The following is a 15431-nucleotide window of genomic DNA, read 5'->3' on the forward strand; positions in this document are numbered from 1 at the left end:
ATTTTTATTTGCTATCGTGGTTTTCAACTGCCGCTGTGATAAAGGCTGTGTAAAGTCCTTCTGGGCGGTTTGGACGGCTTGACAATTCTGGGTGGTATTGGCAAGCGACAAAGAATTTGTTTTCTGGGATTTCAACGATTTCGACCAAACGGTTGTCTGGTGAAACGCCTGAGAAGACAAATCCTGCTTCTTCGAATTGTTCACGGAAAGCATTGTTAAACTCATAACGGTGACGGTGGCGACGTTGTACCACTTCTTGATTGTCATAGGCAGCGGCTGCTTTTGATCCTCGTTTGAGTTTAGATGGGTAAAGACCGAGGCGGAGCGTTCCTCCCATGTCTTCCACATCGATTTGGTCCCGCATGATATCGATAATCGGATACTTGGTTTCTGGATCCAATTCGGATGAATTGGCCCCTTCCAATCCTAAAACGTGACGGGCAAATTCGATACAGGTTAACTGCATACCCAAGCAGACACCCAACATTGGTACGTCTTGTTCACGCGCATACTTGATGGCTTGAATTTTTCCTTCTGTTCCCCGTTGACCAAAACCACCTGGGACGATGATTCCATCCGCATCTCCAAGGAGTTCTGCCACATTTTCAGCTGTCACATCATTGGCATTGACCCAATTAATCTTGACTTCTGCATCGTTGGCATAACCTGAGTGCTTCAAGGCCTCAACGACAGAAATGTAGGCATCTTGCAATTCTACATATTTTCCAACTAAGGAAATCTTGACCTGCTTCTTGAGGTTCATGACCTTGTCGACCATCGCAGACCATTCTGTCATATCTGCTGCAGGAATATCCAATTTCAAATGGTCACAAACGATTTGGTCCATATTTTGTGCTTGCAAGTTCAATGGGATTTGGTACAAATGTTCCACATCAAGTGATTCGATGACAGCTTCTGGTGCCACATCACAGAATTGAGCCAACTTGTTCTTAATTCCTTGACCAGCTGGTTTTTCTGTACGGATGACCAACATATTTGGTTGAATTCCAAGACCACGCAATTCTTTCACAGAGTGTTGGGTCGGCTTGGTTTTCATTTCTCCCGCAGCCTTCAAGTAAGGTAGAAGAGTGGTGTGGATGTACATAACGTTTTCAGCACCAACATCTGCCTTCATTTGACGAAGAGCTTCAAGGAATGGAAGGGATTCAATGTCTCCAACTGTTCCTCCGACTTCTGTGATGATGACATCTGAATCCGTCGTCGTCGCTGCTCGTTTGATCTTTTCTTTCAAGGCATCTGTAATATGAGGAATCACCTGTACAGTCGCGCCCAAGTATTCTCCACGACGTTCCTTTCGAAGGACTTCGCTATAAATTTTCCCTGTTGTCACATTTGAGTACTTATTCAGATTGATATCAATGAAGCGTTCATAGTGACCAAGGTCCAAGTCTGTCTCTGCGCCATCGTCTGTGACAAATACTTCCCCGTGTTGGTAAGGACTCATCGTCCCTGGGTCGATATTGATATAAGGGTCAAATTTTTGGATCGTCACTTTCAATCCACGATTTTTGAGCAAGCGACCAAGACTTGCTGCGACAATCCCTTTCCCGATGGATGATACGACACCACCCGTGACAAAAATATATTTTGTTGACATGTGCTTTCCTCTTCTTCTAATGTTGTAGAGGCCATTCCTCTTTGCAGAAAAAACAAAAATAGCTCCCTAATCCTTAGGGAGCTCCGACCTCAAAATGAGGTGCCCGAACAATATCTTACCGCAAATGGTCTACTTTGTCAAATTGAAAATTTCATGAAAATGATGTTCGCTGTTTACACAACCTTTTCCACTCCATTTTGTGTAACGAGAAATTTCTCAAATTGAAGCCCAGGCATGCAAGAAGCAAGGTCCTTGTGGATTCGTTCCAGCGCTTCTAAACGCATCTCGACTGACGTCTCAGCATTTCCTTGGATGACAAAGAGGGCGTTTTGCGTAGTCTCCTCAAATTTGTAATGGTCACTATCGCGTACATCCAACCAAGCCAGAACTCCATTTTGATCCCGGTAGACAGGATCTGTCGGTGCTACATGTTTTTCACTAGAAAGGATCGGGAGGAAGAGATCTTCTCTTTGGCTCACTGTAAATTCAATCGGTCCCTCAATCTTATCTAGGTCATGTCCTCCGATCGCGAGAAAAGACTTCAGCGATTCGGCATTATAGATATCGATGATGCTATTGATCTGAGGAAGAGCTCCTCGATGCTGGATGTTTCGGATAAGAGCTAGGACTGTTGGTGGATTTTTCTTGATGCTACGCCCTACTTTTTGCAAGAGGTCTGTATACCCTTTAATGACAGAAGATGCCACTACTTCTTCTGTCTGACACTGGAGCGCCCATTGTTCAAGCTCTTTCTTCTTTTCAAGAAAAGAAGGGGGCAAAACTGCTTGAGGATCCACATTTCTAGCAATTCCGACCACAACTGTATCAATACCAAGAGCTACTAAACTTTGATCTAAACGAAAGTCCATCTGAACACCTCCTATTGGGAAACCTTACACGTTTATCATACGCCATTTCGCCACTTTTTTCAATGCAAATAAAAAGAGAGTGGGACAGAAATCGGTAATTCGTTAGAATTCGATTTCGTCGTCCCACCTCCGCACAGTTGAGTAGGGCTGTAAAAGCTGATGAAATCAGCGTAGTAGAGCCCACTCAACCACTGCGTCTTGCTCGACAATCCAAAAACAATTGAGAGGCTAGGACTTTTGTCCCAGCCTCTTCTTATGATTTATTCTTCTTCCTCGTCTTCAGAATCCTCTTCTTCGTCGTCTTCTTCGCTTAATTCAACTTCCTCACCCAAATCATCTGGTACGATTTCATTGATTTCAGCATCGTAAGCTTCGACTTCACTCTTTTCATCATCTGGATTTTCTTCATCGTATGAAAGAGCTGGATCTGCTTCGTAAACTTCTTCATCTTCTGGATCATCGTCGTTGTAGTCGATCGCATCTTCGTCTCCATCCATGAAGGCATTGACACGTTTTTTCTTCCGTTTCTTAGGAGTTTCATCTTCGTCTGTTTCTTCAATAGCGATGATTTCTTCGTCAACTTCATCGATGGCATACCATGAACGAAGACCCCATTTGTTATCTCCAAGTGGGATAAAGCTTCCATCTACATTCAATTCTGTGTAGAACAATGGAAGAGCTTCACAGATCTCGCTGTTTGATTTTTCAAGGTAATTTTGAATTTCATTTACAAGATCGCTAAAGTACATTTCATGGTCACGTCCGCGTAATTCCAAAATCGCACGCGCCACTTCAATCATAGAAAGTTCACTTTTTTCTTGTCCAGCAAATACTTCTAATTCCAAGGGTAAATCTCCTTATGTTTCATTTCCTAAATGGAGAAGGATCCGGTCTTCAACCTCATCCTATCCTCAATGATAGATTGGAAACTTCTCGTCACTAAATCTATCACGCATTTTATCATTACACTCTATTGTACGATAAATTTCCCCTTTCGTCAAAGGAAAATTCCAGGATTCTCCATGAAATCAAAAAAAAGAAGAGCCTCACGGCTCTTCTTTTTTATCTCAATTATTTTACTTTTGCTGTGCTTGTGATTACGTTCACTGCTTTCTTCACTGTGATGTCATGTTTCAACATTTCTGGTGAAAGAAGGTTGCGAACTTGTTCAACTGGCATGTTGTAATCTGCTGCCAATTGTTCGATTTCAGCGTTGATTTCTTCTTCAGTTGCTTCGAAGCCTTCTGCTTTCGCTACTGCTTCAACCACAAGGTTTGTCTTCGTACGGCTTTCAGCTTCTGCTTCGTATTGTTTGTGAAGATCTTCTTGAGTTGTTCCAGTGATTTGGAAGTACATTTCAGGTGAGATACCTTGACGTTGCATGTTTCCAAGGAACTCGTTGATTGAACGGTATACTTCTTCGTGGATCATTTCTTCTGGAAGGTCAACGATTTCAGCGTTTTCAACGGCAAGATCGATTGCTGCTGCTTCTACTGCATCGTTGTATGCTTCTTCTTTAGCTGCTGCCAATTCTTTGCGGTATTTTTCTTTCAATTCGTCAAGAGTTTCAACTTCTTCGTCGATGTCTTTTGCCAATTCATCGTCAAGAGCTGGTACTTCTTTTGCTTTTACTTCGTGGATCGTTGTCACGAATTTCGCTTCTTTACCTGCAAGGTCAGCTGCTTGGTAGTCTTCTGGGAATGTTACGATCACATCAACTGTTTCACCAGCAGAGTGTCCAACCAATTGGTCTTCGAAACCTGGGATGAATTGACCTGAACCAAGTCCAAGTGAGAAGTTGTCACCTTTACCACCGTCGAATTCAACACCGTCGATAGAACCTACGAAGTCGATCACAACTGTGTCACCTTCTGCTGCAGCACCTTCTTTAACAACCAATTCAGCCAAGTTGTTGCGTTCGCGTTCGATACGAGCATCCACATCAGCGTCTGTTACTTCTTTAGAAACTTCTACTGATACTTCAAGGTCTTTGTAAGCACCCAATTTTACTTCAGGTTTTGTGACAACAGCTGCTGTCAATGTCCAGTCTTGACCTTTTTCCATAGATACAACATCGAAAGTTGGTTGTGCAACAACTTCGATTCCAGCTTCTTTAACAGCTGCTTCGTATGTTGCTGGAAGAAGATCGTTCAAAGCATCTTGGTAAAGAGCTTCTTCACCAAAACGTTGGTTGAAGATTGGACGTGGAATATGACCTTTACGGAATCCAGGTACGTTCAAAGTTTTCTTAACTGACTCAAACACACGGTCCAAAGCAGGTTTGATTTGCTCTTGGCTGATTGTGAAAGTCAATACACCGTGGTTAGTTTCTTTGTTTTCAAATGATACAGACATTCTGTCTCTCCTTAAAATAATATAGTCATTCCTTATAATTTTACCACAAAACTTTGAAATTGCAAGTTTTAAAACGTTTTTGCCTCTCTTTTCATCCAAAAAAACTAGCCCTTAAAAGCTAGTTCTGATTATGATTTTCGGATGGGATCATCGAGGTAGAGAGCACGGGCACCGCCGATCAATTTTGGCCGACTGGCGAGGGCTGTGACATGGGCTCCACCTAGTTCACGCAAGATAGGGCGAATTGGAACTTGCACATGTTTGACGTGCATCCCCACCGAGGTATCTCCGATGTCTAACCCTGCTTGAGCTGTGATGAATTCCACTTCAACAGGATCCTTAAAATACTTGAAAGCTGCGAGTTGTCCAGCACCTCCTGCATGGAGACTCGGAAGGACATTGACGATTTCTAGCTCCTTCTTGTCTGCCAATTCTCTTTCAACCACCAAGGCGCGATTGAGATGCTCACATCCTTGTACCGCCAGATAAATCCCTCTTGGATTCAACTCATCTAGCAAGGTCTGGACAATAGCTTCAGCAATGTCGATGTTGGAGGCCTTTCCAATTTGCCCTCCTGCAACTTCACTTGAAGACATCCCGAGGACGAGGATTTGTCCTTGGCGGAGACGGCTTTTTTCCAAGACATCTACCAGGATTTCTTTTGTATCCTTCTTCAGTTGCTCCAGATCCATGAATTAGCTTCCTTTCTTTTGAAATGCATAATAGACCACATAGCCTAAAGCCATTCCAACAAAATTCTGAGCAAGGTTATTCGGAATGTCCGAGATAGCAGCACCCCAACCATTGCCTAAAAAGAGAGCAGACGCTAGTGCGTAACCGCCTACCATCACGACTGTCGCAAGGAGCAAGCCTAGGTAACGAGCTTTGCCCTTGAAGCCAGCGAAATAGCCTTGTCCCCCGTGAAAGAGGAGGCTAAAGAACATCCACTGAGGATAGCCTGAAATCAGATCCAATAAGAAGGCTCCGACACCGCCTACAATTGCACCTTCCTTGCGTCCAAAATAGAAGGCTGTGAAATAGGCACCAAGATCTAGCAGGGTGACGATCCCTGTAGGAGTTGGAAGTTTGGTATAGTAGCCAAGTACAACTGTCAAGGCTGTCAAAATAGAGAGGCGGGCAATGAGTTGAGTTCGATTAGATGTCATATTGTACTACTCCATACTGGTCTGAATGTTGAATCGCTTGGAAAACAAAGTCTTTAGAGGCTTTAACAGCTTCAAGCGGTGATTTCCCTTTCACCAACTGGCTGGAAATACTAGACGCAAAGGTACAACCTGCTCCTGTATTGTTCTTTTCTAAGACTGGCTCTTCAATGACGGTGAAGTCTGTCCCATCATAAAAGACATCGATGGCCTTTTCTTTATTGAGACGATTGCCCCCTTTGACCACGACATTCGCTGCTCCTAATCCGTGGAGCTTGCGTGCTGCCTCCTTCATATCGTCGAGCGATTGAATCTTGCTTTGGGTCAAGATCTCAGCTTCTGGTAAGTTTGGCGTAATGATCGTCACATAAGGGAAGAACTTGATCAATTCGTCTCGAAGAACTGAAACTTCCACATCATGGCTTTCCTTGCAGACCAAAACAGGATCTAGTACCACAGGGATCTCCGCATGGGCTTTGACATAGTCCAAGGCTAAGTCTGCCACTTCAACATTTGGCAAGAGGCCGAGTTTAATAGCAGAGAAAGGAACATCCTTGAGAGAGTTGAGCTGTTGAGCAAAGGTCGTCGGATCCACCGGAATCACTTCGAAACCGTGCTCCGTCATAGCCGTCAAACAAGTCACCGCTACAAAGCCATGCTGTTTATTAGTCGTATAAGTTGCAAGGTCTGCATGAAGACCTCCTCCACTAAAAATATCATTTCCTGAAATAGCTAGAATCAATTCATTACTCATAACGGATCTCCTTTAAATATAAGCCATTTGGCGCTGCTGTAGGACCTGCTAAATTGCGGTCCTTCTTATCCAAAATCAGATCGATCTGCTCGATCGGCATCCGATCATTTCCGATCTTCAACAAAGTTCCCACCATATTGCGGATTTGCTTGTAGAGAAAACCATTGCCCGAAAAGGTAAAGACCAGGCGATGATGCTCTGCATCCTCGACCAAGCGAGCCTCTGTAATCGTACGAACCTTATCTTCCACACTGGTTCCTGAAGCCGTAAAACCGGTGAAATCATGGGTTCCCTCCAACTTTTGGATGGCTGCTTGCATCTTTTCCACATCCAAAGGATAAGGATAGTGGGTGGCATAGTGGCGCATCATGGGGTTCTTGGGACGACCATAATCCACAATAAATTCATAGGTCTTGCTGTGCTTCTTGTAGCGTGAGTGAAAGTCATCTGCTACTTGCTCTACTCGGATGAAATCAATATCCTCTGGGGTTTGGGTATCGAGGGCAAAGCGGAGCTTTTCCTCGTCCCGCGCTTGGGGGAGATCAAAATGAATCACCTGGCCAAGAGCATGGACACCGGAATCCGTTCGCCCCGCTCCATGAACGGTAACAGGGGTTCCTTGATTGAGGCGCGTCAAGGTCTTCTCGATTTCCTCTTGCACACTACGGGCATGAGGTTGGCGTTGAAACCCTGCAAACAAGGTCCCGTCATATGAAATGGTTGCTTTGTATCGTGTCATGGTTTTATTTTAGCAGGATATAGAAGGGGTTACAAGAGTGAAAAAATCAAACTGTCCGGGTACAGTTTTACGAGCACAAAAAGAGACTGGGACAAAAGTCCTAGCCTCTCAATTATTTTTGGATTGTCGAGCAAGACGCAGTGGTTGAGTGGGCTCTACTACGCTGATTTCATCAGCTTTTACAGCCCTACTCAACTGTGCGGAGGTGGGACGACGAAATCGAATTCTAACGAATGACCGATTTCTGTCCCACTCTCCTAACTTCGACCTGTTACAAATCTACTAGGTCTTAGTCTCTTTTTTTATTTTTCAAGTCCATTCCTGCTGCTCCTAAGATCGCTCCTAGTAAAGAGAGCCCCAGAGCAGATTCCACTCCTGTTTCTGGAAGTTGCTTGTTAGAAGATACTGCTTCTGAACGAACCGTTTCTTCCACAGCTGCTGGAATTGGCGTTGGGGTATTTTCTGGTGCTACTGGCTGATTCTTCGAGATCACTTGAGGTGTTGAAGGATCTGAAACCATTTTGTTTACAAGCACGTCTGGTTTCACTGGTGCTTCTACTGAAGGGCTTGTTGGGATCACGACTTCTTTGGTACCGACTTCAACAATTTCTGCAACAGGCTCTGTTGCAACTTCTGTAGCAATCACTTTTCGACTTTGATCAAGCGCTGAAACCTCTACATACTCAAGACCTTGCCCTTTAACCCCAGCCTGGATCACTCTGCGTTCTCCTTTAGCGAGATCTGGATTGGTCCGTTCCACAAGGTCAAAATCAAGTTCTTTTTCTACGATTTCAAGACTTGGTTTGTCTTCCACTAGGGCTTTGACGTCATTTTCAGCCAAGCTACCTACTTGCGTAATTGGCTTGAGCCCCGCAAGGGCTTGAGTCAGAGCAACCACTTCTTGATCCACCTGATCTTGATGAGCACGGCTCACATTCCAATTCAAGCTATCTAAGACTTTCGCAAGGGCTGCGCGCGATTCTGGTGTGTAAATGGCTAGATCTGTTGGTACCGTAGCAACTGCTTTTCTAAGAGCAGTGAAGTCCGCCTTGAAATAGTCCTTGTTATGGTTGGCAAAAGCTTCCATGACCTGGAAGACTTCTTCTTCCTTGTATTCATTGGCCGGCTCATCAGCCCAAATTCCCAACATACTTCCGGATGTCGGTAATTTGACATCAGGGTACTTGGTTGAAGCTAACTGTTCAAACGGAACAGTTTCTGTATTTTGAATAGCTTTTTCGAGCGGATAACTTTGGTCACCTTTGTGGCCCAAAACATAGTACCAGTCCCCGTTGGTATTAAGGAATTTATACCCCTTATCTGCCAAATACTGTGGTGACGCAAGGTTATAGCCCCACCATCCTTTAGACCAGTATGAAATCAAGACGTCCTTGTCAAAGGCAACATCATCTTCATCTCCATAATAGAAGCCATCGTTAAAGGCCATTGGCTGCAAGCCTTTTTCACGCGCCATAGCTGCAAGACTATTGGAATACTCCGCAAATTTACCATAGAGGTCATACCACTTGAGGTAGTACCAGCCTTGCGCACTGGTAGCGTCATTGGCATATTCATCTGTTCCGTAGTTAAAGATCTTAGACTTGTCTTTGAAGTAGTCCATGTACTTGCCAATCAAGGCTTTGGTAAAGTTGACTGCTGCTTCATTGGTCAAATCCATGGTTGTTTTTGAAACCGTATCAAAGCTGGCTTGTGGATTTTCAATGCCCAATTTTTCCATGGCTACCAACAAAGCATCCATGTGTCCAGGACTATTGACTGCCGCAATCAAGCCGATTCCTTTAGCAGTCGCATAAGCATGGAGTTCATCCATTTCCGCTTGGGTCAAGGCTTGGCCATTTGGATCATCGTAATAGGCCTTGGTACCTTCTAAAATGGCCTTTTTCACATCGTCACTAGCATAAGTCTTGCCATTGGCTTCCACCGTCATATCATCGAGGACGAAGCGCATGCCATCATTTCCGACAAGGAGGTGCAAGTCAGAATAACCCAACTCACTGGCCTTATCTACGATTCGTTTCAACTGATCCAGTGAGAAGTATTTGCGGCCTGCATCGATCGAGATGACCTTCTTCATGGCTAGTTTTTCTGCTGCTTCTTTTGCAGCAACTTCTTTCGCGTAGCTTTCCGTATACACCAAAGCATCTTGAGCTGCTTTGAGATGATCGATCAAGGTTTTGGCCTCTGCTCGAGTGGTATTTGCTCCTGCCCCTTCTAAAGCTTTTTTAGCTGCCGTAAAGGCTACTAGAGATTCCGGTGTATAGTGATCCAAATCAGTTGGAGCTTCCGAAAGAGCTTTTTCGACCACTTCAGGATCTGCTACAAAGTAGTCCGCATTCTTGTCCGCGAAGGCATGCATGAGCTTAAAGAGAAGGTCTTTTTTGTAGGTTGCAGATGGCGTATCTGCCCAGGCAGCTACCATGCCACCGATGAAAGGTACCTTAGCTCCATCATTTTTTTGAACCACATCAATCGCTGACTTGGAAATTCCTTCGAGACCTTGATCAAGGTTGTACCAACCAGATCCAGCCTTGTCCCGTCCAAGCACATAATACCAAGCATCATTGGTATTAAGAATCTGATGACCTAGTTCAGACAAGAGTTTTGAAGAAGCGACATCATAGCCATTCCAGCCACCTGTCCAGTAGGAGACAATGATATCCTTATCAAAAGTGCCATAGGAAGTATCGCCATTGTAGTAGATTCCATCATTGAAGGCCATTGGTTTCATCTTGTGTTTTTTCACAATAGCTGCTAGATCATTAGCATATTGGATGAATTTTTCATAGCCTTTTTCTGGGTACCCTTCACCTGGCCAATGCTTGCTGGCTTGGAGAACCTGCCAACCATGGGCATCTGTGGCATCGTTAGCATATTCATCCAAACCAATATTGAAAATATCTGCCTTGCCGCTGAAATAAGCCGCATACTTGTCTACCAAGGCTTTGGTAAAGTCTAAGGCTTTTTGGTTGTCCAAATCAACTGTCCGAGCTGATTTCTTTGTACCAAAATAATTAAAGTGAGGATTTTTGATCCCCAATTGTTCCATGGCTGTCAGAATCGCATCCATGTGACCTGGACTATTAATGGTTGGGATGACGCCCACTTTCTTCGATTTGGCGTAGGTCAAAATATCATCCATTTGAGCCTGGGTCAAGGCTGTCCCGTTCGGATCATCGTAATAAGCTTTTGTCCCTTTTTCAACCGCATCTGTCACGGCTTGGCTAGAATAAGAAGTATCTCCCACTTTCAAAGACATATCATCCAGCACAAAGCGCAAACCATCATTTCCAACTAGAAGATGCAAGTCTGTATAACCCGTCTTACTTGCTTCATCAATGATTTCCTTGATTTGGTCTGGTGAGAAGTACTTGCGACCGGCATCGATCGAAACAATCTTTTTCTTGGCTAATTTTTCTTCCTGATCAGGATCTTTAGCAGGCGTTTCCGTCGCTGGTTGAGCTGCCACATCCGACTCTGCGACAGAACTTGCTTCTTCGCGAATCAAACGGTCAAGATCTGATACCCGAAATTCACGATCAGGCAGTGTCTGTTGACTTTGATCGACGATTGGGGCAGGAGCCGTTGGTTTTTCTACTGTTGGCTGAGAAGCTTCCTCATTAAGGGAAATAGTTGACTCACCCTCGTTTGGCTGAGTTGGAACTGTCGTTGCAGGACTTTCAGTAGTCGTCGGCGTATCGGCCGCTACAACCTGAGCACCAGCAAAAAATCCTATGAGCACCGAAGCTGCTCCTACTGCATACTTGCGGATCGCATAACGTGGTTGATGTGATTTCATCAGGACCTCCTAAATTGTCATTGTAATCGTTTTCTTAAATTTACCACGATATCTTAATAAATTCAATGAGGCTTCTCATTATTCTTTAATTAGGAGAGGAAGTCCTTGGATTCGATCCAAAATAAAACGAGCTCCTTACTCAAAAGGAAACTCGTTCATTTTTATAAATCATCTAAAGCATCTTTGACCTTGTCAAAGAACCCTTTTTTCTTTGGGTTGACCTTCAAATCACTTGCTTCCGCAAAGGCTTGAAGGGCTTCTTTTTGCTTGTCATTTAAACCAGTTGGGGTGACGACATTGACAGATACATATTGATCTCCCATGGCACCACCACGTAAGCTTGGAGCCCCTTTTCCACGGAGGCGGAATTTCTTACCGGTTTGGGTTCCTTCAGGAATGACCAAATCGACATCTCCATGAACAGTTGGCACATGGACCGTATCTCCAAGAGCTGCTTGGACAAAGTTCAAATCTAACTTATAGTAGATGGTTGAGCCATCTCGTTCGAAGCGGTCGCTCGGCTCAACATTGACAACAACATACAAGTCCCCGTATGGTCCACCGTTAAAGCCAGCTTCTCCTTGACCAGCTAAGCGGATTTGTTGACCCGTTTCAACTCCTGCAGGAATCTTGACGTTCACGCTATGGGCTTGTTTTTCATGACCTGTTCCACGACAAGTCGTACATGGATCTTTGATTTCTTGACCACGACCATGACAGACATCACAGGTCACTTGACGGCGCATCATCCCAAGAGGGGTTTGCGTATCCACATTGATGACCCCAGAACCATGACAGCGTCCACAGGTTACCGGACTAGTCCCTGGCTTAGCCCCAGAACCATGACAGGTATGACAGCTAGCTTCCCGATGGTACTTGACTTCTTTTTCTGCACCAAAAATCGCTTCTTCAAACTTGAGATTGACGCGGTATTGGAGGTCATCCCCTTGACGAGGTGCATTCGGATTACGACTTGCACCACCTCCAAAGAAACTAGAGAAGATATCTTCAAAGCCACCAAAACCAGCACCATCAAAGCCACCAAAACCACCTGCTCCGCCACCGAAGCCACCATTGGCACCCGCAGCACCATATTGGTCATAAGCAGCCCGTTTTTGCTCGTCACTCAAAGTCTCATAAGCTTCTTGAACTTCCTTGTACTTTACCTCAGCACCAGGCTCCTTGTTGATATCTGGGTGATATTTTTTAGATAATTTCCGATAGGCTTTCTTGATCTCATCTTGAGATGCATTCTTTGAAACGCCCAAACGGTCATAAAATTCAGTATTGTTCATACAAGATACTAAGAGCGAACAGAAAGCGACTGAAATTTAGGAAACCGACAAGAAATCCTGATTTCTTAGGCGGTTTATCTAATTTCCAAGCTTTCCGCTCGGGTTCAATTCCCCGAACACTCTTTGTTCCTTTCTATAATTTTCATGTAATCTTTAGAGGGCATTTTCTATGCTTCGCTTTACTTGATCAAACTCTTTGTCCGATAGAGTAAATATCAAATCCTCTTCTGAGTAGTCGTTTTGTTCTTTAAAATAGTTGTCCGTATTCTCTTCCAAGCCTAAACTTAGAATCACTCTTCTTGCAAACTCTTGATGGGCAAAACCGATAGCCGTAATGATCTGTTTATCTTGCACAAGCACTTTCGGTTGGAAATTCTCACGTGGAAGAAATTCAAAATAGTCAAAGAAGTTTTGCCAAATTCCACCTGTAAATTTCGTGTCCTTCAACAGACCTGCTTTCGCTAATAAAAGAGGTGCTGAAGAAATGGCTGCAATGAGGATATCTTGCTCACCAAGGTCCCTCAAGAACGAAATCAATTTCTCATCTTGTAGGGCAGGCCCTATATTGACCATTCCTGGCAAAATCACACAAGAATACTCTTCTATACAGATTTGATCTAGTGTTTTGGTCGGTTGACAGGGCAAGCCATCCTCAGAGACCACCATCGAATGATCTGAAGCGGCATAATCAATCGTACTATCAAAAGACAGAGCTAAAGTACTTGTTAAAGCGGTTATCTCATAAAGAGAAAAATTAGGATAAATGATACAAAGTACTTTTTTCATAGGCAACATCCTCTATTTTACCGAAAAACAGAGGCTGGGTTGCAACCTCTGGATTTCTTTTTATCATTTACTAGTTAGGCTGAATTGAGTTTCGGCTTAAAGGAATCCTCAAATCTCGGAACCTTTCTTTATTTCAGGAGGTTCCGCTAAAACAATCCACTGGATTGTTTTACTTTTCCGTAAACTCTCCGTCTACGACGTCATCACCTGCGTTTCCTGATGCTTGTGCGCCTTCTGCTCCTGCTTGGGCTTGTTGCGCTGCTGCGGCTTGTTCGTAGAGTTTAACAGCCAATGCTTGTGCTTTTTCGTTCAAGGCTTCAAGTTTTGCTTTCATTTCTTCAAGGTTACCTGATTCTTGAGCTTTCTTAAGATCATCAAGTCCTGCTTGAGCTGCGTCACGTTCTGCATCAAAGCCTTTGCCTTCAGTTTCTTTGATTGTCTTTTCAGTCGCAAAGATAGCTTGGTCTACTTCGTTACGAAGGTCAACTTCTTCTTTACGTTTCTTATCTGCTTCAGCGTTTGCTTCTGCATCTTTCATCATGCGATCGATTTCTTCGTCTGTCAAACCTGAGTTTGATTGGATAACAATTGTTTGTTCTTTTTGAGTTCCAAGATCTTTCGCCTTAACAGATACGATACCGTTCTTGTCGATGTCGAATGTTACTTCGATTTGTGGGATACCACGAGGTGCAGCTGGGATATCAGTCAATTGGAAGCGTCCAAGAGTCTTGTTATCTGCTGCCATTGGGCGTTCCCCTTGAAGAACGTGGATATCAACGGCTGGTTGGTTGTCTGCTGCAGTTGAGAAGACTTGTGATTTAGATGTTGGAATGGTTGTGTTGCGGTCGATGAGTTTTGTGAAGACTCCACCCATTGTTTCGATACCAAGTGACAATGGTGTTACGTCAAGAAGGACAACGTCTTTCACATCACCAGTGATCACACCACCTTGGATCGCAGCACCCATAGCCACAACTTCGTCAGGGTTCACTGATTTGTTTGGTTCTTTACCAGTTTCAGCCTTAACTGCTTCAACAACGGCAGGAATACGAGTTGAACCACCGACAAGGATCACTTCGTCGATATCTGACAAGCTCAAACCTGCATCTGAAAGGGCTTGGCGAACTGGAGTTTTCGTACGTTCTACAAGGTCACGAGTCAAATCGTCGAATTTTGCACGAGTCAAGGTCATTTCCAAGTGAAGAGGTCCAGCAGCGCCTGCAGTGATGAATGGCAAGCTGATTTGAGTTGAAGTCACACCAGAAAGGTCTTTCTTCGCTTTTTCAGCTGCGTCTTTCAAACGTTGAAGCGCCATCTTGTCTGTTGACAAGTCAATACCATTTTCTTTCTTGAATTCTTCAACCATGTAGTCGATGATTTTTTGGTCAAAGTCGTCACCACCGAGTTTGTTATCCCCTGCAGTTGCCAATACATCAAAGACACCATCACCCAATTCAAGGATAGATACGTCGAATGTACCACCACCAAGGTCGAATACCAAGATTTTTTCTTCTTTGTCAGTCTTATCCAAACCATAAGCAAGGGCTGCTGCTGTTGGTTCGTTGACGATACGTTCTACTTCAAGACCAGCGATTTTACCAGCGTCTTTTGTTGCTTGACGTTGTGCATCGTTGAAGTAAGCTGGAACTGTGATAACAGCTTTGGTTACTTTTTCACCAAGATAATCTTCAGCATAACCTTTCAAGTATTGAAGAATCATAGCTGAAATCTCTTGTGGTGTGTATTCTTTACCGTTAGCAGAAACTTTTTCAGAAGTACCCATCTTAGATTTGATAGAGATGATGGTATCTGGGTTTGTAACTGCTTGACGTTTTGCAGCGTCACCAACGATGATTTCACCGTTTTTGAATGAAACTACAGATGGAGTTGTGCGGTTACCTTCTGGGTTTGCGATGATTTTTGATTCAGTTCCTTCAAGAACTGCTACTGCTGAGTTTGTTGTACCTAAGTCAATACCGATAATTTTAGACATATGTTTTTCTCCTCGTTGTTTTTTCTCTTTTTTTCTTTTTGA

12 protein-coding genes are annotated in these 15431 nt (G+C 44.0%); all 12 read right to left on the reverse strand.

Annotation, left to right across the window (positions count from 1 at the left end; genetic code table 11):
- Positions 1-4: 4 nt before the first annotated feature.
- The gene (locus O3642_RS06210; RefSeq protein WP_155127024.1) at positions 5-1618 is read right to left on the reverse strand and encodes a CTP synthase; all 1614 of its coding nucleotides are present in this window, start codon (positions 1616-1618) and stop codon (positions 5-7) included.
- A 173-nt stretch (positions 1619-1791) separates the two neighbouring features.
- On the reverse strand, positions 1792-2487 hold the full coding sequence (locus O3642_RS06215) for a B3/4 domain-containing protein (protein WP_371605614.1): 696 nt from the start codon (positions 2485-2487) through the stop codon (positions 1792-1794).
- Between the two features lie 260 nt (positions 2488-2747).
- Complete coding sequence (gene rpoE / locus O3642_RS06220) at positions 2748-3332, reverse strand: DNA-directed RNA polymerase subunit delta (RefSeq protein ID WP_371605615.1); 585 nt, start codon at positions 3330-3332, stop codon at positions 2748-2750.
- Between the two features lie 226 nt (positions 3333-3558).
- The gene (gene tig, locus O3642_RS06225; RefSeq protein WP_371605616.1) at positions 3559-4842 is read right to left on the reverse strand and encodes a trigger factor; all 1284 of its coding nucleotides are present in this window, start codon (positions 4840-4842) and stop codon (positions 3559-3561) included.
- Positions 4843-4970: 128 nt separating this feature from the next.
- Positions 4971-5534 (reverse strand): TIGR01440 family protein, encoded by a 564-nt coding sequence (locus tag O3642_RS06230; RefSeq protein ID WP_049497648.1) that lies wholly within the window; start codon positions 5532-5534, stop codon positions 4971-4973.
- A gap of 3 nt (positions 5535-5537) precedes the next feature.
- The gene (locus O3642_RS06235; RefSeq protein WP_003017988.1) at positions 5538-6008 is read right to left on the reverse strand and encodes an ECF transporter S component; all 471 of its coding nucleotides are present in this window, start codon (positions 6006-6008) and stop codon (positions 5538-5540) included.
- Positions 5998-6759 (reverse strand): bifunctional hydroxymethylpyrimidine kinase/phosphomethylpyrimidine kinase, encoded by a 762-nt coding sequence (locus O3642_RS06240; RefSeq protein WP_371605617.1) that lies wholly within the window; start codon positions 6757-6759, stop codon positions 5998-6000. The genes O3642_RS06235 and O3642_RS06240 overlap by 11 nt, the downstream gene beginning before the upstream one ends.
- Positions 6752-7498: a tRNA pseudouridine(38-40) synthase TruA gene (truA, locus tag O3642_RS06245; RefSeq protein ID WP_320910929.1), complete on the reverse strand. Its 747-nt coding sequence runs from the start codon at positions 7496-7498 to the stop codon at positions 6752-6754. Before truA ends, O3642_RS06240 begins: the two co-directional genes overlap by 8 nt.
- A 289-nt stretch (positions 7499-7787) precedes the next feature.
- A complete protein-coding gene (locus tag O3642_RS06250; protein WP_371605618.1) occupies positions 7788-11315 on the reverse strand; it encodes a family 20 glycosylhydrolase in 3528 nt (1175 codons plus the stop codon).
- Between the two features lie 161 nt (positions 11316-11476).
- On the reverse strand, positions 11477-12610 hold the full coding sequence (gene dnaJ / locus O3642_RS06255; RefSeq protein ID WP_320910931.1) for a molecular chaperone DnaJ: 1134 nt from the start codon (positions 12608-12610) through the stop codon (positions 11477-11479).
- 153 nt (positions 12611-12763) lie between these two features.
- A complete protein-coding gene (locus O3642_RS06260) occupies positions 12764-13396 on the reverse strand; it encodes a DJ-1/PfpI family protein (protein WP_303470137.1) in 633 nt (210 codons plus the stop codon).
- Between the two features lie 169 nt (positions 13397-13565).
- Positions 13566-15389 (reverse strand): molecular chaperone DnaK, encoded by a 1824-nt coding sequence (gene dnaK, locus O3642_RS06265; RefSeq protein WP_003014055.1) that lies wholly within the window; start codon positions 15387-15389, stop codon positions 13566-13568.
- Between the last annotated feature and the right edge of the window lie 42 nt (positions 15390-15431).

The sequence above is a fragment of the Streptococcus sp. 27098_8_66 genome (genome assembly GCF_041431945.1).
GTDB classification, from domain to species: domain Bacteria; phylum Bacillota; class Bacilli; order Lactobacillales; family Streptococcaceae; genus Streptococcus; species Streptococcus dentalis.

Bases quoted from the DNA above. Each gene is read 5' to 3' on its own strand.
- O3642_RS06210 (WP_155127024.1), bottom strand. From the start codon at position 1,618: ATGTCAACAAAATATATTTTTGTCACGGGTGGTGTCGTATCATCCATC.
- O3642_RS06215 (WP_371605614.1), bottom strand. From the start codon at position 2,487: ATGGACTTTCGTTTAGATCAAAGTTTAGTAGCTCTTGGTATTGATACA.
- tig (WP_371605616.1), bottom strand. From the start codon at position 4,842: ATGTCTGTATCATTTGAAAACAAAGAAACTAACCACGGTGTATTGACT.
- O3642_RS06230 (WP_049497648.1), bottom strand. From the start codon at position 5,534: ATGGATCTGGAGCAACTGAAGAAGGATACAAAAGAAATCCTGGTAGAT.
- O3642_RS06235 (WP_003017988.1), bottom strand. From the start codon at position 6,008: ATGACATCTAATCGAACTCAACTCATTGCCCGCCTCTCTATTTTGACA.
- O3642_RS06240 (WP_371605617.1), bottom strand. From the start codon at position 6,759: ATGAGTAATGAATTGATTCTAGCTATTTCAGGAAATGATATTTTTAGT.
- truA (WP_320910929.1), bottom strand. From the start codon at position 7,498: ATGACACGATACAAAGCAACCATTTCATATGACGGGACCTTGTTTGCA.
- O3642_RS06250 (WP_371605618.1), bottom strand. From the start codon at position 11,315: ATGAAATCACATCAACCACGTTATGCGATCCGCAAGTATGCAGTAGGA.
- dnaJ (WP_320910931.1), bottom strand. From the start codon at position 12,610: ATGAACAATACTGAATTTTATGACCGTTTGGGCGTTTCAAAGAATGCA.
- O3642_RS06260 (WP_303470137.1), bottom strand. From the start codon at position 13,396: ATGAAAAAAGTACTTTGTATCATTTATCCTAATTTTTCTCTTTATGAG.
- dnaK (WP_003014055.1), bottom strand. From the start codon at position 15,389: ATGTCTAAAATTATCGGTATTGACTTAGGTACAACAAACTCAGCAGTA.